We start from the raw sequence: 22,102 nt of genomic DNA, 5'->3' as shown, positions 1-22,102 counted from the left end.
CGTTTACGTGCCGCCGCATCTCGCCGCCGGCGCCCGCATCGTGCTGCCCGAGGCGGCCGGTCACCATCTCGTGCGCGTCCTGCGGCTGCGGCCCGGGGCGCCGGTCGTGCTCTTCGACGGCCGCGGCGGCGAGCATGACGCGATCATCACCGGCAGCGGGCGCGACGGCGTCACGGTGGAGGTCGGGAGCTGGCGTGCGGTGGAGCGGGAGGCGTCGCTCGCGGTGCATCTCGCGCAGGGCGTATCCAGCGGCGAGCGTATGGACTACACGCTGCAGAAAGCGGTGGAACTGGGGGTCGTCGGCATCGAGCCGGTGGTCACGATGCGCAGCGTCGTCCGCCTCGACCCCGAGCGTGCCGAGCGCCGCCGTGCGCACTGGCAGCGCGTATGCGTGAGCGCCTGCGAGCAGTGCGGCCGCGACCGTGTGCCGCAGGTCACCCGCCCCTGCGCGGTGGCCGAATGGTTCTCCGCCCTGCCCGCGCGGGCCGCGGCGTTTCCCTTGAAACTCCTGCTCTCGCCCGACGCGGCCGATTCGCTGCGCGACCTCGAGCGTCCGGCAGGCGCCATCCTGCTGCTTGCCGGACCGGAAGGCGGGCTGACGCCGCAGGAGCGCATGGACGCGCAGCAGTGCGGCTTCCACCCGGTGCGCCTGGGTCCGCGCATCCTGCGCACAGAGACGGCGGCGCTCGCCGCGCTCGCTGCGCTGCACGCGCTGTGGGGCGATTTCTAGGCGACGTCCGGGGAACCCGCCGATGTTCGCGGCCGGCGGATTCCACTACCATGGAGCGACGCCTCCCACGCGGAGGTTCGACCGAATAACAAGCCATGCCGGCCCTCTCCGAGACCTTCGTGCAATGGGTGCGCGCCGCCGCGCCTTTCGTGCACGTCTTCCGCGGCGGCACCTTCGTCATCGCCTTCGACGGCGAGGTGGTGGCCGACGGACGCTTCGCGCAGATCGTGCAGGATCTCAACCTGCTGGCGAGCCTGGGCGTGCGCCTCGTGCTCGTGCACGGCACCCGCCCGCAGATCGACGCCTTGATGGAGGAGCGGGGACTGCACCCGCGCTACGTGCGCGACATCCGCGTGACGGACGAGGCAACGCTCAAGTGCGTGAAGGAGGCGAACGGACGGGTGCGTCTCGAGATCGAGGCGCTGCTCTCGATGGGACTGCCCAACTCGCCGATGGCGAACTCGACCATCCGCGTTGCCAGCGGCAACTTCATCATCGCCCGCCCGCGCGGGGTGCTGGATGGCGTCGATCTGCAGTATTCCGGCGAGGTGCGCAAGGTCAACGCCGACATGCTGCAGGCGCGTCTCGTCGACGGCGAGATCGCGCTGGTGTCGCCGCTCGGCTATTCGCCGACCGGCGAAATCTTCAACCTGACGGTGGAGGACGTCGCCGCCGCGGTGGCGGTAGCCCTGCGCGCCGACAAGCTCATCTTCCTGCTGGAAGGCCCCGGAATCGCCAACGCCAAGGGACAGCTGCTGCGTGAGCTCACCGTGTCGGATGCCGAGAAGCTCCTCGCGCGCCCGACGCGGCTGGCGATCGACGTGCAGCTCTATCTGCCGCCGGCGATCGCCGCAGTGAAGAACGGCGTGCGGCGTGCCCATTTTCTCGACCGCGATCGCGAAGGCGCGCTGCTGCTCGAACTCTTCTCCCAGGAAGGGGTGGGCAGCATGCTGACGCAGGACCCGCTGGAGACGCTGCGACCGGCGCGCATCGAGGATGTCGGCGGGATCCTGCTGCTGATCGAGCCGCTGGAACGCGAAGGCGTGCTCGTCAAGCGCGGGCGCGAGCTGATCGAGCGCGAGATCGGTCACTTCTTCGTCGTCGAGCACGATGGCATCATCATCGGCTGCGGCGCGCTCTATCCGTTTCCGGAATCCCGCTCGGCGGAGCTCGCCGGCCTCGCCGTGCAGCCCAGCCGCCGCGACGCGGGTGTCGGCGAGCGTCTGCTCGAATTCATCGAGGACGAGGCACGCCGGCGCCGCTTCAACCGGCTCTTTGCGCTCACGACGCGCGCAACGCACTGGTTCATCGAGCGCGGCTTCGTCGAGGCGGGGGTGGACGAACTCCCCGCGAAGAAGCAGGCGATCTACAATCTGCAACGCAACTCAAAGGTGCTCATCAAGTCGCTCAAGGGGGGCAAGTGAGGAAACCGCGCGGTGAACTTACGCGCGGGCGACGTGCCATACCGGCGGCGCCGCAACAGGCTACAGGGAGGTCAAATGTCGAGAGTCGTGCAATGCATCAAGCTGGGCAGGGAAGCGGAAGGGCTGGACTTTCCACCTTATCCGGGCGAGATGGGACTCAGGATCTTCGAGCACGTATCCAAGCCGGCGTGGAAGGCCTGGCTCGAACACCAGAAGATGCTGGTCAACGAGAACCGCCTGAACCTGGCCGACGCGAAGGCGCGCAAGTACCTGCACGCGCAGATGGAACAGTACTTCTTCGGTGCCGGCGCGGAAATGCCCACGGGGTACGTCCCACCCTCGCCGAAGTAGTCCTTCCGACCGGAGCCCGAACATGACGCGCGCGGGATCGATCGCACCGCCAACACCCGACGCGTCCCTTTCACTGGTAAGCACCGACATGCGCCACAAGGTCGTCGCCCCTCCCACGACATTGCTCATCAATCGTGAGCTGTCCCTGCTCGAAGTCGTGCGCCGCGTTCTCGCGCAGGCCGAGGACGACGCCGTACCGCTGCTGGAGCGATTGCGCTTCCTCTGCATCGTTTCGAGCCTGATCGACGAGTTCTTCGAGATTCGCGTCGCCGGCCTTCACGCCGAACTGGACGAGGGACAGGACATCCCGAAAGGCGGCGGCTACACGACGAGCACGCTGCTGAAACAGGTTTCCCTGACCGCCCACGAGCTGGTCGACCACCAGTACGAGCTGCTGAACGACGTCGTCCTGCCGAAACTCGACGCCGAAGGCATATGCTTCTTTCGCCGCCAGGACTGGACCGAGGCGCAGCGCGCCTGGGTGCGCGACCACTTCCTGCGCGAGATCATGCCGGTGCTGACGCCGATCGGGCTCGATCCGGCGCACCCCTTTCCGCGGCTCCTCAACAAGAGTCTCAATCTCGCCGTGCAGCTCGAAGGCAAGGACGCCTTCGGGCGCCAGTCCGGCTTCGCCATCGTGCAGGCGCCGCGGGTGCTGCCGCGGGCGATCAAGCTGCCGCGGGAGGTCGCCGGATGCGACCACGGCTTCGTGTTCCTGTCGTCCGTGCTGCACGAGAACATGCACGAGCTCTTCGCCGGCATGAACGTGGTCGGCTGCTATCAGTTCCGCGTCACCCGCAACAGCGACCTTTTCGTCGACGAGGAGGAAGTCAAGGACCTGCGCGAGGCGCTGCAGAGCGAACTGCCGCAGCGGCGCTTCGGCGATGCCGTGCGCCTCGAGGTCTCGGACACCTGCCCGCGGACGCTGTCCGACTTCCTGCTGGAGCAGTTCGACCTAGACGAGGAAGATCTGTACCGCGTGAACGGGCCGGTCAATCTCGTGCGCCTGATGGCGGTGCCGGACAAGGTCGATCGCAACGACCTCAAGTTCCGTTCCTTCAACCCGGGCATTCCCGACGCGCTCAAGGGCGACCGCGACCTCTTCGACGTCATGCGCGAGCAGGACGTCCTGCTGCACCATCCGTATCAGTCCTTCCGGCCGGTGGTGAACTTCATCGCGCAGGCAGCGCGCGATGCGAACGTCGTCGCGATCAAGCAGACCGTCTACCGCACCGGGGCCGATTCGGAGCTCATGCGGCATCTCATGCAGGCCGCGCAGAGCGGCAAGGAGGTGACGGTCGTCCTCGAACTGCTGGCGCGCTTCGACGAGGAAGCGAACATCGGCTGGGCGAAGCAGCTCGAGGAAGTCGGCGCCCACGTCGTCTACGGCGTGGTGGGGTACAAGACCCACGCCAAGCTCGCCATGGTGGTACGGCGCGAGCCGGACGGGCTGCGCCGCTACGTGCACCTGGGTACCGGCAACTACCACTCGCGCACGGCGACGATGTACACCGACTTCGGGCTGCTCACCTGCAACGACGGCATCACGTCCGACGTCAACGACATCTTCATCCAGTTGACCGGTCTGGGGCAGGCGGGCGAGCACAACTACCTGTGGCAGTCGCCGTTCACCATGCACCGGAACATGCTGGCGGCGATCCGGCGGGAAGCGCAGGCGGCTCTGGCCGGCGAGCCGGCCGGCATCTCGGCGAAAATGAATGCGCTGCTCGAGCCCGAGATCATCGCCGCGCTCTACGATGCGTCCAACGCCGGGGTGAAGATCGACCTGATCGTGCGCGGGGTGTGCGCGCTGCGGCCGGGCGTGCCGGGTCAGTCCGAGAACATCCGCGTGCGCTCCATCATCGGTCGTTTCCTGGAGCATCACCGCGTGTTCTGGTTCCACAGCACGGGCGAGGTCTATCTCGCGAGCGCGGACTGGATGGATCGCAATTTCTTCCGGCGCATCGAGACCGCGTTCCCGATCCTCGATCCCAAGCTGCGGAAGCGGGTGATCAACGAGAGCATCAAGGCTTGCCTCACCGACAACACGCAGGCGTGGGAGATGGATTCGAACGGGCGTTACCATCGCCGCACACCGCGCCGCGGCGGGCGCTCGTTCGCCTCGCAGGTGGTCCTGCTGGAGCAACTCGGCACGCTCACACCCGAACCGCCGCCGGCCAAGGAGGTGGTGGTGCCGCCTGCAGCCGCGGCGGCCTGACGGCCGTCAGGCCTTTGCTCCTGCGACACGCCGCCGCACCCGGCTGACGGGCACGCCATGTCCGCCGAGATCGAGCTCAAGCTGACCCTCTCGCCCGAAGCAGCCCGCGCGCTCGCACGCGAGCCGCTCCTGGCGGCCGCCACGGTCAAGGGCCCGCACACCCAGCGCTATTACGGTGTCTACTACGACACGCCGGAGCACACGCTCGCGCAGAGCAAGGTGGCGCTGCGCGTGCGCAAACAGGGCCGGCGCTGGGTGCAGACGGTGAAGGAAGAAGGGCGGGTGGAAGGCGGTCTGCACGATCGCCCGGAGTACGAGGCGCCGGCGCCCGACGGTCATCTTAACCTCCTGGCGCTGGCGACCACGCCGGTCGCGGCGCTCTTCGCCAGCCCGGAAGTCGCCACCCGGCTCGCTCCCCTCTTCATCACCGACGTGCGCCGCACGCTGCGCCTGCTCAAGACCGAACGCGCGGAAATCGAGTTTGCGCTGGACCGCGGCGAAGTGCGCGCGGGCGAGCGCGCCGAGCCGATCTGCGAGCTCGAACTGGAGCTCAAGTCGGGCGCCATCGAGGACGTCTACGCGCTCGCGCTCGCGCTGCAGGACAAAGTCCGGCTGCGCATCGAGAACCGCAGCAAGGCCGAGCGCGGACACGCGCTGGCCGGCACCGTGAGCGCTGCTCCGGCGCGCGCGAGCGCCCCGGAGATCGTGGCCAACCAGCCGATCTCGGCCGCATTCCAGACCATCGCCTTCAGCTGTCTCGCTCACGCCCAGGCGAACGAACGCGGCATCCTCGCGGCTGACGCCGACCCGGAGTACGTGCACCAGATGCGCGTCGGGCTGCGGCGGCTGCGCTCCGTCTTCAGCGTGTTCGGCTCGGTGCTGCCGCGGCCGGCCTGTCAGCCCGCCATCGACGAGATCCGCTGGATCGCCGGCAGTCTGGGCCCGGCACGCGACTGGGACGTGCTCGCCACCGAGACGCTGCCGCCCATCGCCGACGCCTTCCCGGCGCACGAGGGACTTGCGCGGCTGGCGCAGGCGGTCACCGAGCTGCGCGCCGAAGGCAATCGCGGTGCGCAGCAAGCGGTGGCCTCGGAACGCTACGAGCGCCTGCTGCTGCGGCTAGGCGCATGGCTCGCCTGCGAGAAGTGGCGCACGGTGATGCCCGAGGACGCCCTGCCGATTCTCGCCGAGCCGCTCCAGACGTTTGCGGAACGCGTGCTGCAGCGGCGGCATCGCCGGGTCAAGCGACGCGGTCGCGATCACGCGAGCTTCTCACCCGAGGAGCGCCATCGGCTGCGCATCGCGGTGAAGAAGCTGCGCTACTGCGCGGAGTTCTTCGGCCCGATTTTCGAGCCCGATGCCGTGCGCACCTACGCGCGCGGCCTCGCCGGTCTGCAGACCGTGCTCGGCGTGCTGAACGACGCGGCCGTGACCGGGCGGCTTTTGCAGGAGCTGGCGGCGCGCCATCCCGATCCGTCGTATGCGGAAGCGAGCGGCATCGTCTCCGGCTGGACCCGGCAGTTCATGCTCGAACGTCTGGGGCACCTCAACGAAGTCTGGGAACGGTTCGAGGACGCGAAGCCGTTCTGGCGTTGAGACGCCGCCGGGCGAGTTCGGTACCATTCCAGCAGAATGAACGGGCGCAAGCCCCAGCCGGAGCAGACATGCACCTCATCCTGTGGCGCCACGCGGAGGCGGAGGACGCCGTTCCGGACAGCGGGCGCAAGCTCACCGCCAAGGGGAGCAAGCAGGCGGAGAAGGTCGGCGCCTGGCTGGCCGAGCGGCTGCCGGACGACGCCCGCATCCTCGTGAGTCCCGCCGCGCGCGCGCAGCAGACGGCAGCTGCACTCAAGCGACGCTTCGAGACGGTTGCCGGCGTCGGCCTTGCCGCGTCAGCGGACTCCATTCTCGACGCCGCGGGATGGCCCGACCAGGGCGGGACCGTAGTGGTCGTCGGCCATCAGCCAACGCTCGGCGAGGTGGCGGCGCGGCTGCTCCCCGGCAAGGTGTCGAGCTGGGGGATCCGCAAGGGCGCACTGTGGTGGTTCACCCGCCGCGATCGCGCGGCCGGCAGTGAAACCCTATTGCGGGCCGTCATCGGTCCCGATCTCGTCTAAGGAGACGACGCATGTTCGAGTCCGCCGAGCTTGGCCACAAGGTCGACAAGACCACCTACAAGAAAGAGGAGCCGAAGCTGCGCGAGGCGCTCCTCAACGCGCAGTTCGACCTGCACGAGTCGGGCGCCTTCTCCGTGCTGCTCATCATCTCCGGCCCGGAAGGCGCGGGCCGCTCGGAAATGGTGAACGTGCTCAAGGAGTGGCTGGACCCGCGCCACCTGATGGTCAAGGCCTTCCGTGCCCGCACCGACGAGGAGCGGGCGCGGCCGCCGGCCTGGCGCTACTGGCGGACGCTGCCGCCGAAGGGACGCATTGGCATCCAGTTCAACGGCTGGTACGGGGAAGCCTTCGTGCCGCGCATCCTGGGCTATACATCGGCTGACCATTTCGAGCGCTACCTCGCGGCCATCAAGCATCACGAGGAGATGCTCGCCAACGAGGACATGCTCATTCTCAAGTTCTGGATGCACCTTTCGAAGAAGAACTTCCAGAAACGCAACAAGGCCCTGGCAAAGCACCCGGAAACGCGCTGGCGCGTGACGAAGGAAGACGAGGAAACCTACAAGCGCTACGACGAGTTGAAGGAGGTGGCAGAGCTCGGCCTGCGCGAGACGAGCACCGCGCAGGCGCCGTGGATCGTCGTCGAAGGTACCGACGAGCGCTACCGCAACCTCACCGTCGGCACCGTCGTCCTGAAGGCGCTGCAGGAAAGACTCGCCCAGAAGAAGGTGAAGACGGCCGGGCGCAAGTCGGGGGTGCTCGTCGACACCGCCAAGGGTCCGAATCTGCTGGAGAGCCTCGATCTCACGAAGCAGCTCGAGCGCGACGAGTACAAGGCGGACCTCGCTCGCTGGCAGGCGCGTCTCGGTACGCTGACGCGTTCGCCCGAATTTTCAAAGATCGCGCTGTTGGCGGCGTTCGAGGGCAACGACGCCGCCGGCAAGGGCGGCGCCATTCGCCGCGTCACCTCGGCACTCGACGCTCGCGCCTACGAGGTGCACCCGATCGCGGCGCCGAGCGACGAGGAGCGCGCCCATCCCTATCTCTGGCGTTTCTGGCGCCACATCCCGGGGCGCGGCGGCATCGGGATATTCGACCGATCGTGGTACGGGCGGGTCCTGGTCGAACGGGTCGAGGGGTTCTGCTCGGTCGACGACTGGATGCGGGCCTACGGCGAGATCAACGACTTCGAATCACGACTCTCCGCCTATGGCATCGTGGTGACGAAGTTCTGGCTCGCCATCAGCAAGGACGAACAGGAGCGCCGCTTCAAGGAGCGCGAGAACACGGCGTTCAAACGCTTCAAGATCACCGAGGAAGACTGGCGCAACCGCAAGAAATGGGATCAGTACGTGGATGCCGTGTGCGACATGGTCGATCGCACCAGCACGGAATACGCGCCGTGGACGCTGGTGGAGGCGAACGACAAGCTGCACGCCCGCGTGAAGGTCCTGAAGACGCTGTGCGAGCGCATCGAGGCCGCGCTGTAAGAATGACACCGCAGGGCGCTCGCGGTCTCGCCCGCGCGGGGCGACACGGCGCGTAGCCACAAACGCTTTCCCGGGCGCCGTCCGCTGTACCGCGCCGGCCAGCGTGCGACCGGTTCAGCCGGCGACTGCAGCGCTCGGTACGCTCGCGCGGATCGGCACGATGGCGAGCCTGATGCCGAGAGTCTTCCACTCGGCGATCTCGTTCTCCAGCGCGGCGGCAGTGAGCGGATGCTCCGCCAGCCAGCCCTCGTCGAGCGCGATCTCGATCCGCTGCCCGGCGACCGTGAGCCGGATGTCGGGCGGCGTGACGCCGACGCGCGAGCGATAGAAGAGGGCGGCCAGCCGCAGGGCGAGCGTCGGCAGCAGTCGTTCGGGGCCGTCGAGCAGTCCCTGCATCTTCTTGAGTCCGCCGCGGTGGCCGAGCACGATCAGGCCGAGGTGCGCCTGTTCCATGCGCGAAAAGCCGGGCATGTCGGCGTTGCGCAGGATGTAGTCGGAATGCTTGTGGTACCCCGAGTGCGCGATGGCGAGGCCGACTTCGTGCAGGCGCGCAGCCCAGCGCAGCATCTGCTCGTGGTTCTCGACATCGAGCTTCGCGGTGCTGGCGATCTGTTCGAAGAAGTCGACCGCCAGTCGCTCCACGCGCCCGGCATGTCCAGCGTCGACGTGATAGCGCCGCATGAACTGCTGCACCGTTCCGTCGCGCAGGTCGCGATGGTGAAAACGGCCGACCAGATCGTAGAGGATGCCTTCGCGCATGGCGCCGGTGGCGACCGTCATGCGCTTCACCTGGAGCTCGGCAAAGATGGCCGCCATGATGGCGAAGCCGCCGAGCAGCACGGGCACCCGGTCGGGCCGCAAGCCCGGCAGGGAGATCGTGTTGATGTCGCCCGCCTTGAGCAGGGAGGCGCGCAGGTGGTCGAGCCCCTTGGCCGTGATGTCGCCCGAGCCCCAGCCGTTCAGCTGCAGGATCTCGGCGATGGCGCGCGCCGTCCCCGAGGATCCGATGGCCTGCTGCCAGTTGCCGGCGGAGAACTCGGCGGCGATGACCTCGAGTTCGCCGCGCGCCGCGAGTTCCGCCTTGGCGAAATTGCCCTTCGTGACCTTGCCGGAAGGAAAGTAGCGGAGACTGTGGCTCACGCACCCCATGTACAGGCTTTCGAGCTTGCGCGGTTCGAGCCCGGCGCCGATGATGAACTCCGTGGAGCCGCCGCCGATGTCCGCCACCAGGCGCCTTGCATTCGACGGCGGCAGGCTGTGGACAACGCCGAGGTAGATCAGGCGCGCCTCTTCGCGCCCCGCCACCACGTCGATCGGGAAGCCCAGCGCGAGTTCCGCGCGGCGCACGAACTGCGCCGCGTTCTTGGCGACGCGCAGGGAGTTGGTGCCGACCGCGCGCACCGCATGCCGGTCGAGGCCGCGGATGCGCTCGCCGAAGCGGCGCAGGCAGTCGAGCGCGCGCTCCTGCGATGCTTCGTCGAGGTACTTTTCCGGGGTGAGTCCCGCCGCGAGCCGAACCTTCTCGCTCAGTGCGTCGAGCGGATAGATGCGGTCCTCGATGACCTTCGCGACCTGCAGCCGGAAACTGTTCGAGCCGAGGTCGACGGCGGCGATGCTGGAGTAGCCGGGCATGGGAGCGACAGACTGGATCGACGTTGACGGCTGGCTAGCTCAGCGCTTCCCGTTCGAGCTGCTCGACCGTGGTATGGCGCACGTCCTTGCCCTTCACCAGAAAGATGACGTATTCGGAGATGTTCTTGGCGTGGTCGCCGATGCGCTCGAGCGCCTTCGCCGCGAAGACGATCTCGAGGCAGAGCGAGATCGTGCGCGGATCCTCCATCATGAAGGTGATGAGCTGGCGCAGGATCGCGCGGAACTCCTCGTCGAGCAGCATGTCCTCGCGCGCCACCTTGGTCGCGGTCGAGGGATCGAGACGGGCGAAGGCATCCAGCGCCATGCGGACCATGCCGAGCGCGAGATCGCCCATGCGGCGGATCTCGGTGAAGCGGGGCGTGTGCAGGCGATCGACCTCGCAGACGAGCTTGGCCATGCGCGCGATCTTCTCGGCCTCGTCGCCGATGCGCTCCAGATCGGTCACCGTCTTCACCACTGCCATGATGAGCCGCAGATCGCCGGCCGCCGGTTGCCGGCGCGCGATGACATGGTTGCACATGTCATCCATCTCGACCTCCAGCGCATTCACCTTGTGGTCGTCGGCGACGATCTGCTCGATGAGCGCGAGGTTGCAGGAGGATATTGCGTCGATCGAGCGCATGATCTGCTGCTCCACCATCCCGCCCATCTGCAGGACGCGCGAGCGCAGCGCCTCCAGTTCCGCGTCGTACTGCTTCGAAGTATGGTGATCGCCGGTCATGGCTCGAGTCCGATAATCGCGTTAACTTGGAAACCTATCAGTCCATCATGACAGTTTCGTGGCAGCGCCGGTCAGGCCACAGTCAGCGTGTCGACGCCGTGCGCCGTGCCAAGCAGCAGAACGTCGGCGCCGCGCCGCGCGAAGAGACCATTGGTGACGACCCCGGGAATCTGGTCGATGAACGCCTCGAGTTCGACGGGATCGTTGATCGCGAGGTCGTGCACGTCGAGAATCACGTTGCCGTTGTCGGTGACGAAACCTTCGCGCAGCCGCGGCACACCGCCCAGTTTCACCATCTCGCGTGCGACGAGCGCGCGCGCCATCGGGATCACCTCGACCGGCAGCGGAAAGCGGCCGAGCACGCCCTTGAGCTTGCTTTCGTCGGCGATACAGACAAACGTCTGCGCGACCTGGGCGACGATCTTCTCGCGCGTGAGCGCGCCGCCGCCGCCCTTGATCATGTGCAGCCGGCGCGTGATCTCGTCCGCGCCATCGACATACACGCGCAGCGTCTCGACGCTGTTCAAATCGACCACTTCGATGCCGACCGACCTGAGCCGGGCCGCGCTCGCCTCGGAACTCGCCACCGCGGCGTCGACGCGCTGCTTCATCCGGCCCAGTGCGTCGATGAAGAAGTTGGCGGTGCTGCCGGTGCCGACACCGACGACACCGCCCGCAGGCACGTGCGCGATGGCCGCCTCGGCGACCGCGCGTTTGAGATCGTCGGCGGCGCTCATGATCGGATATGGGCAGACAGGTGTGGGAACATGAGGGCCAAGCATAGCCGCAAGCGGCGCCCGGGACAATTTGCTTGCGGCCTGCGCCGGCTTCTGATGCCCGGAGAAACCTGCTACGCTCCGTCGCTTTTCGCGGGAAAACATGAAGATCGACTATCTCGAGCGGATTCTCACTGCTCGCGTGTACGACGTAGCCGTCGAGAGTCCTCTCGAAGTGGCGCCGAACCTGTCGGCGCGGCTCAAGAACAACGTGCTGCTCAAGCGCGAGGACGCGCAGCAGGTCTTCTCGTTCAAGCTGCGCGGCGCCTTCAACAAGATGGCGCGCCTGCCGGCGTCCGCACTCCGGCGCGGCGTGATCGCCGCATCCGCGGGCAATCACGCCCAGGGTGTCGCGCTCGCCGCGCAGAGGCTCGGCTGCCGCGCGACCATCGTCATGCCGGCCACCACGCCGCAGATCAAGGTGCAGGCGGTGGTCGGGCGCGGCGCGCGGGTGGTGCTGTTCGGCGATTCGTACGACGAGGCCTATCAGCACTCCCAGGAGATCGGGAAGCGCGAGAAGCTCACCTTCGTGCACCCGTACGACGATCCCGACGTGATCGCCGGACAGGGCACCATCGCCATGGAGATCCTGCACCAGCACACCGGACCGATCGAGGCCATCTTCGTGGCGATCGGCGGCGGCGGACTGATCTCCGGCATCGCCGCGTATGTCAAGCGGCTGCGCCCGGAGATTCGGGTGATCGGCGTCGAACCGGCGGACGCCGACGCCATGTACCGCTCGCTGCAGGCCGGGCATCGCGTGCGGCTCGCCCAGGTCGGGCTGTTCTGTGACGGCGTGGCGGTCAAACAGGTTGGCGAGGAGACCTTTCGCCTGTGCCGCGAGCTCGTCGACGAGGTGCTGCTCGTCGACACCGACGCCGTGTGTGCGGCGATCAAGGACGTGTTCGAGGATACCCGCTCGATCCTCGAGCCGGCGGGTGCGCTCGGCGTGGCGGGCATCAAGCAGTACGTCGCGCGCGAGCGGCTGCGCAACCACACGCTGGTCGCCATCGCCTGTGGCGCCAACATGAACTTCGACCGGCTGCGCTTCGTGGCGGAAAGCGCGGAACTCGGCGAGCAGCGCGAAGCGATTCTGGCCGTCACCATCCCCGAGCGGCCCGGCAGCTTCAAGAAGTTCTGCAGCCTGCTCGGCCCGCGCAACATCACCGAATTCAACTACCGCTATGCCGACGCGCGCGAGGCGCACGTCTTCGCCGGCGTGCAGGTGCAGGACCGCAAGGAGACGGCGCGCCTGGTGCGCCTGCTCGAACAGCACGGCTTCAAGTCCATCGACATGAGCGGCAACGAGATGGCGAAGCTGCACATCCGGCACATGGTCGGCGGCCACGCCCCGCAGGCGAAGAACGAGATCGTCTACCGCTTCGAGTTTCCGGAACGCCCCGGCGCGCTCATGAAGTTTCTCGACGCGATGAGCAAGGGCTGGAACATCAGCCTGTTCCACTACCGCAACCACGGCGCCGACTACGGGCGCGTTCTGGTGGGCATGCAGGTGCCGCCCGAGGACAAGCGCGCATTCCGTGCCTTTCTCGACGAGGTCGGCTACCGTTACTGGGATGAAACCGGCAACCCGGCGTATCGTCTCTACCTGGGCTGAGAACGGTCGGCAGCTGGGCGTCGCCCGGTCCGCCGGCCGTCCCGAAGCGCCCGGCGCCGGGATCGAAGCGTAAAATGGCACCCCCTGCTCACCATCGGGCGACCGCAATGATCAAGGCCATCATCGGCTGCTGGCTCGGCCTTCTGGCCGTCACCGTCGCAGCCGGCCAGGATGAAGACTTCATCACCGCGCGCAACGCGTTCCAGGCAAACGACCGGGCGCGCTTGGCGCGCGTCGCATCCGGGCTGCAGGGTTACGTGCTCGAACCCTATGTCGCCTACTGGCAGCTCAAGCTCGATCTCGACAACGCCAGTCCCGAGGACGTGCAGGCTTTTCTCGCCAAGTACGGCGACTCGGTCGTGGGCGAGCGGATGCGCGCCGACTACCTGAAGATCCTGGCCACCCGCGGCGACTGGGCGCAGTTCAAGGTGCTGTTCCCGCTGGTGCCGTCGCCCGATCCGGAAACGCTCTGCTTTGCGGCCCAGGCCGGCATGCGCCAGGGTGATCTCTCCGGAATGGCGGCGGTGCGGCCGCTGTGGGCCTCGGGCCGCGAGCTGCCGGCAGCGTGTACGCCAGTCTTCGAGGCGATGCTGGCGGGCGGTCAGCTCACCACGCAGGATGTCTGGGCGCGCATGCGCCTCGCGCTGGAGGCAGGCCAGGTGGGGCTCGCGAAGAAGCTCGCAGGCTACCTCCCCCCCGCGGACTCGCCCGACCCGAAGATGCTGGATGCCGCCGCCGACAATCCGCGTCGCTTCCTCGAACAGCGGGCGTGGGGTCAGAACAATCGCTCCGGGCGCGAGGTCGCGATGTTCGCGCTGTACCGGCTCGCACGGGTGTCGCCGCAGCAGGCGCGGGAACAGTGGCTGAAGATCCGCGGCACCTTTCCGGTGCAGGAGCAGCGCTACGTGAGCAGTCAGATCGCGTATCAGGCAGCGCTGCGGCAGGATCCGCAGGCGCTCGTCTGGTTCCGCGAGGCGGGTGCCCGCGGCCAGAGCGACCAGCAGCTCGGCTGGTATGCGCGCATGGCCCTGCGCGCGCAGTCCTGGGAAGACGTGCTCGCCGCGACGGAGGCCATGTCGGTCAGGGAAAAGCAGGAGACGAGCTGGCGCTACTGGCGGGGACGCGCCTACAAGGCACGGGGCCGCGCCGCCGAGGCAAACCAGCTGTTCGCCCCGATCTCCACCGAGCAGAACTTCTATGGCCGGCTTGCGCTGGAAGACCTGGGCGAGGTCGTCGAGGCAATGCCCGCCAGCTACCAGCCGCCGAAAGAGGATGTCGATGCGATGGCGCAGGTGCCGGCCCTCAAGCGGTCGATCGCGCTCTACCGGGTCGACATGCGGCTGGACGGCATCCGCGAATGGGCGTGGGGCACGCGCGGCCTCGACGACGGGCAGCTGCTCGCCGCCGCGGAGGTCGCCAAGCGCTACGGCGTCTACGACCGCGCCATCGCGACCGCCGAGAAGACGCGATCGCTGCACGATTTCTCGGTCCGCTATCCGCTCCCCTTCCGCGAGGCGATACGCGTCTCGTCGCGTCAGGTGCAGCTCGACGAGGCGTGGGTGTACGGGCTCATGCGTCAGGAGAGCCGGTTCCAGAGCGAGGTGCGCTCGAGCGCGGGCGCCATGGGGCTGATGCAGCTCATGCCGGCAACGGCGAAGTGGGTCGCCCAGCGCATCGGCATGGCCAATTTCCAGCAGTCGATGGTCACCGACATCGAGACCAACATCCGGCTGGGCACCTATTACCTGCGCTACGTCTACGACCTGCTGGACAGCAGCCCCGTGCTCGCTTCGGCCGCCTACAACGCCGGCCCCGGCCGTGCCCGCCAGTGGCGCGCGGCGACGCCGATGGAGGGCGCGATCTATGCCGAATCGATCCCGTTGAACGAGACCCGCGACTACGTCAAGAAGGTGCTTGCCAACGCGGCGTACTACGCCATTCAACTGAAGAGCCAGTCGCATTCGCTGAAGGAGCGGCTCGGCATCGTTCCCGCGCGCGGCGCGGTCGCCGAGCGCTCCCTGGGCGACACCCCCTGAGCGTCGCATAACGGGGTCTGCAGCGCGGAACCCCCGTCGCCGCGCCGATCTCGGATAGAATCCCCTGTCACGCGCCGTGTTTCCTGTCTCGCACAGGACACGGCCCCATCCTCACCCGCAGATGCCCGACACCACAATGGATCTGAATCTCCGATCGGTTTGCGTCATCGGTGGCTCCGGTTTCGTCGGCAGCCACGTCGTCGCCCTGCTCGCCGCCCGCGGCATCAACGTCCGCGTGCCCACCCGCTATGCCGAAGGCGCAAAAGCGCTGCTGGTGCTGCCGACGGTCCGCGTCGTAGAGGCTGACGTCCACGACCGCTCCCGGCTGAACGAACTGGTGAGCGGCTGCGACGCCGTCATCAACCTGGTCGGCATCCTGCACGAACGGGGCGTGGCCGGTGGCTTCCTCCGCGTGCATGCGGAACTGCCCCGGAAGATCGTCGCTGCCTGTCGCAGTGAAGGCGTCGGCCGTTATGTCCACATGAGCGCGCTCAACGCGGACGTGAACGGACCGAGCGCCTACCTGCGCTCCAAGGGCCAGGGCGAGGCCGCGGTCAAGGAGGCGGACCATGCGCTGGCGTGGACGATCTTCCGGCCGTCGGTGATCTTCGGTCGCGGTGATCGCTTCCTCAATCTGTTCGCTCAGGTGCTCGGGTTGGCGCCGGCCGTGGCACTCGGCTCGCCGGACGCGCGCTTTCAGCCGATCTGGGTGGAGGACGTCGCACGTGTTTTCGTGGACTGCATTCTGAACGACGAAACCGTGGGTGCGAGCTACGACCTCTGTGGGCCGAAGGTCTACACGCTGCGCGAGCTGGTCAGGAGTGTCGGCGAGATCACCGGCAACAAGCGTCCGGTGATCGGGCTCGGAGCGGGTCTGTCCTATCTGCAGGCAGCCGTCATGGAATGGCTGCCCGCGCCGGTGCTCACGCGCGACAACTACTACTCGATGAAACAGGACAGCGTGTGCGGCTGCCCCTTCCCGGCGGTGTTCGGTTTCGCGCCGGCCCCCATCGAGGCCATCGTCCCGCGCTATCTCGGCCACCAGGATCCGCGCGCCCGCTATCACGACTTTCGCGTTCGCGCCGGCCGCTGAGCGCAAGCGGACGAGCGTCGCCACCGGCCGAGGCAACCGATGAAGCGTTATCGCGTCGGCGGCTCGGTGCGAGACGCGCTGCTCGGCCTGCCGGTGAAGGACCGGGACTTCGTGGTCGTCGGCAGCACGCCGGAAGAGATGATGCGGCTGGGCTTCCGTCCGATCGGCAAGGACTTCCCGGTCTTCCTGCACCCCGACACGCATGAGGAGCACGCGCTCGCCCGCACCGAGCGCAAGACCGCGCCAGGCTACAAGGGCTTCCAGTTTCACACAGCGCCCGACGTCACGCTGGAGGCGGATCTCGCGCGCCGCGACCTCACCATCAACGCCATCGCGCAGGACGAGTCGGGACACATCATCGACCCGTTCGGCGGCGTCGCCGATCTCGAAGCCGGCATCCTGCGGCACGTGAGCCCGGCCTTTGCCGAGGACCCCGTGCGCATCTTGCGGGTGGCACGCTTCGCGGCGCGCTTCGGCTTCCGCGTCGCGCCCGAAACGTTCGCCCTCATGAGCGAGATGGTCCACAACGGCGAGGTCGAGGCGCTGGTTCCCGAACGCGTGTGGCAGGAGCTCGCGCGCGGCCTGATGGAGGACAAACCCTCGCGCATGTTCTTCACCCTGCGCGAATGCGGGGCGTTGGCGCGCATACTTCCTGAGGTCGACGCGCTGTTCGGCGTGCCGCAGCGGGCCGACTTCCATCCGGAGGTGGACACCGGCGTACACACCATGATGGTGATCGACTACGCGGCCGCATGCGGCTACGGCCTCCAGGTGCGTTTTGCCGCGCTCACGCACGATCTCGGCAAGGCAACCACACCTGCCAGCCTGTGGCCGCGCCATACCGGGCACGAGGCGCGCAGCGTCGAACTCGTACGGGACCTGTGCGAACGCGTCCGGGTGCCGAACGACTGTCGCGAGCTTGCGCTGCTGTCCGCGCGCTACCACGGCGACGTGCACCGCGCGCTGGAGTTGAATCCCTCGACCGTGCTCAGGATGCTGGAGGCCGTCGACGCGTTCCGCCGCCGGCCGCGCTTCGATGCCCTGCTCGCGACCTGCGAGTCGGATTTTCGCGGGCGCGCGGGCTATCGGGACGCACCGTACCCGCAGGCCGAACGCCTGCGCCGCGCGCTCGCCGCCGCGCAGAGTGTCGATGCCGGCGAGCTGGCCCGCCACGGAGGTGGCGCGGAGGCGATTCGCGTGCGGGTGCACGACGCCCGCCTCGCGGCGATCAAGCAGGCGCTGCGCTCCGAACTCGTCTGACCAAGTCGTCACCCATCCGGAACCCGCCCATGATCAGAATGGCCTTGCTGCTGACGCTCGCCTCTGCCACCGCTGGTGCCGCGCTCGCCCAGACCGCGCCGGCGCCGGCCGTACCCCTGCCCGCCAGCGTGGCGGCCAGTTTCAAGGCCGCCGACAAGGACGGTGACGGCACGCTGGACAAATCCGAGGCGGCCGCCATGCCCGGCCTTGCACGTCGATTCGACGCGATCGATACCGATCACGACGGCACCGTCGATCTGCAGGAACTGGAAGCACATCACACCCAGCTGATGCAGCGGCGCGCCGACCGTGTCGAACGCCGCTTCAAGGCGGCCGACACCGATCACGACGGGAAGATCGACCCGTCGGAGGCGGCCTCCTGGCCGGGGCTCGCCAAGCGCTTTAACGTGGTCGACACGGACAAGGACGGCACGGTCGATCTCGCCGAGGTGAAACAGGCTCTGGGAAAACAGAAGGGTCTCCTGCTGGACGCGCCGAACACCCTGCCGCCGGCCGCCGAAACGGGCAACTAAGGTTTGCCCTTGTCGCAGCCCGATGACGGAACCGGTCTGCCGTCCGGTTCGTTGCGCCAGACGCTCACCGATTTCGCGCAGAACCTGAAAAGCGGTGTGCGGCTCGCCTTCTGGCGGCCTCTCACGCGCGCGGACTTTCGCTTCTCCGCCGACCAGCTGGTATTGCTGGCGGCGCTGCAACTGCTGCTCAACCTCGCCGTGGGAGTGGTCAGCGGCGGCCCGGACGGCTCGATCGACTGGGACGCCCTGCCGGGCAGTGTCTTCCCGCTGCTCGTGCTGCTGCTCGCCGCCTACCTCGTCAGCAAGGTGTACCGGCGCGACGCCATCGCGGTCGAACTGCCCATTGTTCTGCTTGCTTCCACCCCCGTGTTCGCCGCGTACTTCGCGGTGGAAGACCTGCTCGCGCAGGCGGGCCTGCTCGACGATGGCGGGGTCGTGTCGGCGCAAACCCTTTACTTCGTCTACCTCGCCTGGATCGGCCTGGTCTTTGCCGCCGCGCTGATCGTCGTCGGTGGTCGCGACGTCCGCCAGCTGGCGCTCGCCGCCATCGCGCTGCTCGTCGTCGCCGGTCTGCCGCAGGCCTACCTGCCGTACGCCGAGCTCTGGATGCCGGACGAGGAAGCGCCGGCGGAGGCCGTGCCTTCGGCAGCGTCGGAGGAAGTGCTGAGCCGGCAGACGCAGCTGCTCGCACGCGCTCTGCAATCAATCTCCCCCGAGCGGCAGGGGATCGTCGATCTCTATTTCGTCGGCTTTGCCGGCTACGGCGATCAGGATGTCTTCATGCAGGAAGTCGACGCCGCGCGCAACGTGATGGAGACGCGGTTCGACGCGCGCGGGCGTTCGGTGACGCTCGTCAACAACCCTGCCACCATGCTCGGGGTGCCGATGGCGACGGCGAGCAATCTCGCGGCGGTCCTCGACCGCGTCGGGGAGGTCATGAACCCGGAGGAGGACATTCTCTTCCTGTTCCTCAGCAGTCATGGCCTTCCCGGTCAGCTCGAAGTGAAGCTCGACCCGCTCGAACTGCGTCCGCTTTATCCCGTCGCGCTGCGCCGCGCGCTCGACGCCGCGGGGATCAAGTGGCGCGTGATCGTGATCTCGGCCTGCTACTCCGGGAGCTTCATCGGCGCGCTGCGCGACAATCACACGCTGATCATCACGGCAGCCGACGCCGAGAACACGTCGTTCGGCTGCTCCGACGACGCCGATTTCACCTATTTCGGCCGCGCCTTCTTCGGCAACGCGCTGCAGACCACCCATTCCTTCACCGACGCGTACCGCAGCGCCGCCGAGACCATCGCCGACTGGGAGCAACGCAAGGGCTACCCACCTTCACACCCGCAGATGCAGATGGGAGACGCGATCACGGAAAAGTTGCGGACGTTCGAAGCGCGCCTCGCGACCCCGTCGATGCGCTGATCCCGCCCGCGGCTGGCGCACACCGGCCCAACTATTGCATCGGCCGGGCGCGTTCGTCCATCCTCTCACCGCCCCTGCATGAGCCCCGCCGCGACCCTCCTCAAGCCCGGTGTACCAGAGCGCATAGGCAAGTATCCCGTGCTGCGCGAGATCGGTCAGGGAGCGACGAGCCGCGTCTTCCACGCACGCGACACCTTCGCGAACCGCGAAGTCGCCATCAAGGTGTTCGTGCCGCCCAACACGACCGACGCCAACGCGCTGCGCCGCTTCCAGCGCGTGTTCCTGAACGAGTCCTCGCTCGCCGGCAAGCTCAATCATCCGCACATCGCCGCCATCTACGACGCAGTGACGGAAGAGCATTACACCTACATCGTGATGGAGTACGTGGCGGGCGGCACCCTCGAGCAGTACTGCCGCGCCGACCGGCTGCTGCCGCTGGAGAAAGCCGTCGAGGTGATCTTCAAGTGCAACCGCGCCCTGGATTACGCATTCCAGCACGGCGTCATTCACCGTGACATCAAGCCCGCCAACATCCTGGTGAGCAACGACACCGACATCAAGCTCTCGGACTTCGGCACGGCCTTGCAGGAATGCAACACGGTCACGCAGTTGAGCGGGGTCGGTTCCCCCGCCTACATGTCACCCGAGCAGATCCGCGAGGAGCAGCTCACGCACCACACTGACATCTATTCGCTGGGCGTGGTGATCTACCAGCTCATCACGGGGCGTCTGCCGTTCCTCGGTACGAACACGGCGAGTCTCACGTACCAGATCCTGAATCACGAGGCGCCGCCGCTGCGCACCCTGCGCCCGGAGGTGCCAGAGCCGCTCGAACGCATCGTGATGCGCTGCCTCGAGAAGACGCGCGTGGGCCGCTACGGCAGCTGGATCGATCTCGCCAAGGACCTGGCCGGCGCCTTTCAGGCCTTGCATGTCGGCGGCACGAACATCACCGACGCGGAGAAGTTCAACTCGGCCAAGCGCCTCGACTTCTTCCGCGACTTCGACGACGTGCAGCTGTGGGAAGTGGTGCGCATCGCAACCTGGCGACCGGTGTCGCGCGACACCATCGTGCTCCGGGAAGGCGACAGCGGCGACAGCTTCTTCATCGTCGGCCGCGGCGAAGTGGAAGTCTCGCGGGGCGGCACCTATCTCAACACGCTCTACACCGGCAACTGCTTCGGTGAAATGCTCTACTTCTCCGAGACCACCACGCGCCGCACCACCACCATTCGCGCGCTCTCCGACGGCATGGTCGTGGAGATCCGCGCCGCCGCCCTGCTGCAGGCCTCCCAGGGCTGTCAGAACCAGTTCAACAAGGCCTTCGTGCGCATCCTGATCGACCGCATCAGCGAAGCGCACGCCAAGCTCGCGGCGCGTTAGCCGGCCGCGGGCATCAGCAGCACCGCCGCGCCGCGCACCTTCCCCTCTCTCAGGTTCGCAAGTGCTGCGTTCGCCTCGGCGAGCGGCAGGCACTCAACCTCGGTTTGCACCGGTACCCGTGGCGCCAGCGCGAGAAACTCCTCCCCATCGCGCCGCGTGAGATTCGCCACTGAGCGCACGGTGCGCTCGCCCCACAGGATGTCGTACGGGAATGCCGGGATGTCGCTCATGTGGATGCCTGCGCAGACGACGGTTCCGCCTTTCGCCGTCGCCCGCAATGCCGCAGGCACCAGCCCGCCCACCGGCGCGAAGATGAGCGCAGCATCGAGTTTCTCTGGCGCGTCGACCGTGGATTCGCCCGCCCACTTTGCGCCGAGTTCCACGGCGAAACGCTGACCCTCGTCGTCGCCAGGGCGGGTGAAGGCGTACACCTCGCGTCCCTGCCATACCGCCACCTGCGCGATGATGTGCGCTGCCGCGCCGAAGCCGTAGATGCCGAGCCGTCGCGCATCACCCGCCATCACCAGCGAACGGTAGCCGATGAGCCCCGCACAGATCAGGGGCGCTGCGTGCGCGTCGTCGTACCCGGCAGGCAGCGGAAAGCAGTAGCGGCCGTCGGCGACGGTGTATTCGGCATAACCGCCGTCGCGGTCGTAACCCGTGAAGCGCGCCCGGTCGCACAGGTTCTCGCGCCCGGCGCGGCAATAGTCGCAGCGTCCGCAGGTGTGACCGAGCCACGGGATGCCGACCCGCTGCCCGATCGCGAGTTGCTCGACACCGCTACCCAGTGCCTGCACCGTGCCCACGATTTCGTGACCGGGCACCAGCGGCAGCTTCGGACGCGTGAGATCTCCGTCCACAACGTGCAGGTCGGTCCGGCACACCCCGCAGGCATGCACGCGCACCAGCACCTCGCCCGCACCCGGTTGCGGCATCGGCAACTCGCGCGCGGCGAGCGGCCGCCGTGCGGCGTCCATCACCATCGCGAACATCGTAACGTCCTCCCCCTGCGCAGGTGCGGATGCAGCACCCGTTGTTTCTCTTTGCTAGCATACGCCCCCCATGCAGGCACTGCTCACTTCCACGGCGCTGGTCGCGCTGGCCGAGATCGGCGACAAGACGCAACTCCTCTCCTTCGTGCTGGCGGCGCGTCTGCGCCGGCCGTGGCCGATATTGGGCGGCATCCTGTTGGCCACGCTGGCCAACCATGCCCTGGCCGGCGCGGTCGGCAACTGGATCGCGAGCCTGGTGCCGCGCTCCATCCTCATCGTCGGGGTCGGTTT

Annotated in this window: 19 protein-coding genes; 15 read left to right on the top strand and 4 right to left on the bottom strand. The window is 67.6% G+C overall.

Annotation, left to right across the window (positions count from 1 at the left end; translation table 11 throughout):
• Positions 1–7: 7 nt before the first annotated feature.
• The 7 genes from JNK68_01835 (at position 8) to pap (ending at position 8,330) form a co-directional block, all read left to right on the top strand.
• The gene (locus JNK68_01835; protein ID MBL8539089.1) at positions 8–730 is read left to right on the top strand and encodes a 16S rRNA (uracil(1498)-N(3))-methyltransferase; all 723 of its coding nucleotides are present in this window, start codon (positions 8–10) and stop codon (positions 728–730) included.
• A gap of 95 nt (positions 731–825) precedes the next feature.
• The gene (argA, locus tag JNK68_01830; GenBank protein ID MBL8539088.1) at positions 826–2,154 is read left to right on the top strand and encodes an amino-acid N-acetyltransferase; all 1,329 of its coding nucleotides are present in this window, start codon (positions 826–828) and stop codon (positions 2,152–2,154) included.
• 75 nt (positions 2,155–2,229) lie between these two features.
• On the top strand, positions 2,230–2,505 hold the full coding sequence (locus JNK68_01825) for an oxidative damage protection protein (protein ID MBL8539087.1): 276 nt from the start codon (positions 2,230–2,232) through the stop codon (positions 2,503–2,505).
• Positions 2,506–2,593: 88 nt separating this feature from the next.
• Positions 2,594–4,723, top strand: a complete 2,130-nt coding sequence (ppk1, locus tag JNK68_01820) for a polyphosphate kinase 1 (GenBank protein ID MBL8539086.1) — start codon at positions 2,594–2,596, stop codon at positions 4,721–4,723.
• A 57-nt stretch (positions 4,724–4,780) separates the two neighbouring features.
• Entirely contained in the window at positions 4,781–6,319 is a 1,539-nt protein-coding gene (locus JNK68_01815) for a CYTH and CHAD domain-containing protein (protein ID MBL8539085.1), read from the top strand.
• 68 nt (positions 6,320–6,387) lie between these two features.
• A complete protein-coding gene (locus tag JNK68_01810) occupies positions 6,388–6,840 on the top strand; it encodes a histidine phosphatase family protein (GenBank protein ID MBL8539084.1) in 453 nt (150 codons plus the stop codon).
• Positions 6,841–6,851: 11 nt separating this feature from the next.
• Positions 6,852–8,330, top strand: coding sequence for a polyphosphate:AMP phosphotransferase (gene pap / locus JNK68_01805; GenBank protein MBL8539083.1), 1,479 nt, complete (start codon positions 6,852–6,854; stop codon positions 8,328–8,330).
• 114 nt (positions 8,331–8,444) lie between these two features.
• Here the strand turns inward: pap and ppx are convergent, their stop codons facing one another.
• From ppx to rpiA, 3 genes are all read right to left on the bottom strand, one after another.
• Entirely contained in the window at positions 8,445–9,962 is a 1,518-nt protein-coding gene (ppx, locus tag JNK68_01800) for an exopolyphosphatase (GenBank protein ID MBL8539082.1), read from the bottom strand.
• Positions 9,963–9,996: 34 nt separating this feature from the next.
• A complete protein-coding gene (gene phoU / locus JNK68_01795; protein ID MBL8539081.1) occupies positions 9,997–10,704 on the bottom strand; it encodes a phosphate signaling complex protein PhoU in 708 nt (235 codons plus the stop codon).
• 71 nt (positions 10,705–10,775) lie between these two features.
• Complete coding sequence (rpiA, locus tag JNK68_01790) at positions 10,776–11,441, bottom strand: ribose-5-phosphate isomerase RpiA (GenBank protein MBL8539080.1); 666 nt, start codon at positions 11,439–11,441, stop codon at positions 10,776–10,778.
• 142 nt (positions 11,442–11,583) lie between these two features.
• Here rpiA and ilvA point away from each other — a divergent pair, with 142 nt between their 5' ends.
• From ilvA to JNK68_01755, 7 genes are all read left to right on the top strand, one after another.
• Positions 11,584–13,095: a threonine ammonia-lyase, biosynthetic gene (ilvA, locus tag JNK68_01785; protein MBL8539079.1), complete on the top strand. Its 1,512-nt coding sequence runs from the start codon at positions 11,584–11,586 to the stop codon at positions 13,093–13,095.
• Between the two features lie 107 nt (positions 13,096–13,202).
• Positions 13,203–15,131, top strand: a complete 1,929-nt coding sequence (locus JNK68_01780) for a transglycosylase SLT domain-containing protein (protein ID MBL8539078.1) — start codon at positions 13,203–13,205, stop codon at positions 15,129–15,131.
• A 142-nt stretch (positions 15,132–15,273) separates the two neighbouring features.
• Positions 15,274–16,224 carry a complex I NDUFA9 subunit family protein gene (locus tag JNK68_01775; protein ID MBL8539077.1) on the top strand — a complete coding sequence of 317 codons (951 nt, stop codon included), beginning with the start codon at positions 15,274–15,276 and terminating at the stop codon, positions 16,222–16,224.
• 39 nt (positions 16,225–16,263) lie between these two features.
• Positions 16,264–17,484 carry a multifunctional CCA addition/repair protein gene (locus JNK68_01770; protein MBL8539076.1) on the top strand — a complete coding sequence of 407 codons (1,221 nt, stop codon included), beginning with the start codon at positions 16,264–16,266 and terminating at the stop codon, positions 17,482–17,484.
• Between the two features lie 38 nt (positions 17,485–17,522).
• Positions 17,523–18,017 carry an EF-hand domain-containing protein gene (locus tag JNK68_01765; protein MBL8539075.1) on the top strand — a complete coding sequence of 165 codons (495 nt, stop codon included), beginning with the start codon at positions 17,523–17,525 and terminating at the stop codon, positions 18,015–18,017.
• A 9-nt stretch (positions 18,018–18,026) separates the two neighbouring features.
• Entirely contained in the window at positions 18,027–19,436 is a 1,410-nt protein-coding gene (locus tag JNK68_01760; GenBank protein ID MBL8539074.1) for a hypothetical protein, read from the top strand.
• 78 nt (positions 19,437–19,514) lie between these two features.
• Positions 19,515–20,819, top strand: a complete 1,305-nt coding sequence (locus tag JNK68_01755) for a protein kinase (GenBank protein MBL8539073.1) — start codon at positions 19,515–19,517, stop codon at positions 20,817–20,819.
• Here JNK68_01755 and JNK68_01750 read toward each other — a convergent pair.
• Positions 20,816–21,811, bottom strand: coding sequence for a zinc-dependent alcohol dehydrogenase family protein (locus tag JNK68_01750; GenBank protein ID MBL8539072.1), 996 nt, complete (start codon positions 21,809–21,811; stop codon positions 20,816–20,818). The genes JNK68_01755 and JNK68_01750 overlap by 4 nt on opposite strands.
• A 70-nt stretch (positions 21,812–21,881) precedes the next feature.
• On the opposite strand from JNK68_01750, the gene JNK68_01745 reads away from it, so the two are divergent.
• The coding region (locus JNK68_01745; protein MBL8539071.1) for a TMEM165/GDT1 family protein at positions 21,882–22,102 on the top strand (221 nt) is incomplete at its 3' end.

The sequence above is a fragment of the Betaproteobacteria bacterium genome (assembly GCA_016791345.1).
Classification (GTDB): Bacteria; Pseudomonadota; Gammaproteobacteria; order Burkholderiales; family JAEUMW01; genus JAEUMW01.
The sequence above is the reverse complement of the archived record's forward strand: the minus strand, read 5'-3'. Positions and strand labels throughout refer to the sequence as shown.

Excerpts from the sequence above, each read along its gene's own strand:
- argA (MBL8539088.1), top strand. The coding sequence starts at position 826 with ATGCCGGCCCTCTCCGAGACCTTCGTGCAATGGGTGCGCGCCGCCGCG.
- JNK68_01825 (MBL8539087.1), top strand. The coding sequence starts at position 2,230 with ATGTCGAGAGTCGTGCAATGCATCAAGCTGGGCAGGGAAGCGGAAGGG.
- ppk1 (MBL8539086.1), top strand. The coding sequence starts at position 2,594 with ATGCGCCACAAGGTCGTCGCCCCTCCCACGACATTGCTCATCAATCGT.
- JNK68_01815 (MBL8539085.1), top strand. The coding sequence starts at position 4,781 with ATGTCCGCCGAGATCGAGCTCAAGCTGACCCTCTCGCCCGAAGCAGCC.
- JNK68_01810 (MBL8539084.1), top strand. The coding sequence starts at position 6,388 with ATGCACCTCATCCTGTGGCGCCACGCGGAGGCGGAGGACGCCGTTCCG.
- pap (MBL8539083.1), top strand. The coding sequence starts at position 6,852 with ATGTTCGAGTCCGCCGAGCTTGGCCACAAGGTCGACAAGACCACCTAC.
- ppx (MBL8539082.1), bottom strand. The coding sequence starts at position 9,962 with ATGCCCGGCTACTCCAGCATCGCCGCCGTCGACCTCGGCTCGAACAGT.
- phoU (MBL8539081.1), bottom strand. The coding sequence starts at position 10,704 with ATGACCGGCGATCACCATACTTCGAAGCAGTACGACGCGGAACTGGAG.
- rpiA (MBL8539080.1), bottom strand. The coding sequence starts at position 11,441 with ATGAGCGCCGCCGACGATCTCAAACGCGCGGTCGCCGAGGCGGCCATC.
- ilvA (MBL8539079.1), top strand. The coding sequence starts at position 11,584 with ATGAAGATCGACTATCTCGAGCGGATTCTCACTGCTCGCGTGTACGAC.
- JNK68_01780 (MBL8539078.1), top strand. The coding sequence starts at position 13,203 with ATGATCAAGGCCATCATCGGCTGCTGGCTCGGCCTTCTGGCCGTCACC.
- JNK68_01770 (MBL8539076.1), top strand. The coding sequence starts at position 16,264 with ATGAAGCGTTATCGCGTCGGCGGCTCGGTGCGAGACGCGCTGCTCGGC.
- JNK68_01765 (MBL8539075.1), top strand. The coding sequence starts at position 17,523 with ATGGCCTTGCTGCTGACGCTCGCCTCTGCCACCGCTGGTGCCGCGCTC.
- JNK68_01755 (MBL8539073.1), top strand. The coding sequence starts at position 19,515 with ATGAGCCCCGCCGCGACCCTCCTCAAGCCCGGTGTACCAGAGCGCATA.
- JNK68_01750 (MBL8539072.1), bottom strand. The coding sequence starts at position 21,811 with ATGTTCGCGATGGTGATGGACGCCGCACGGCGGCCGCTCGCCGCGCGC.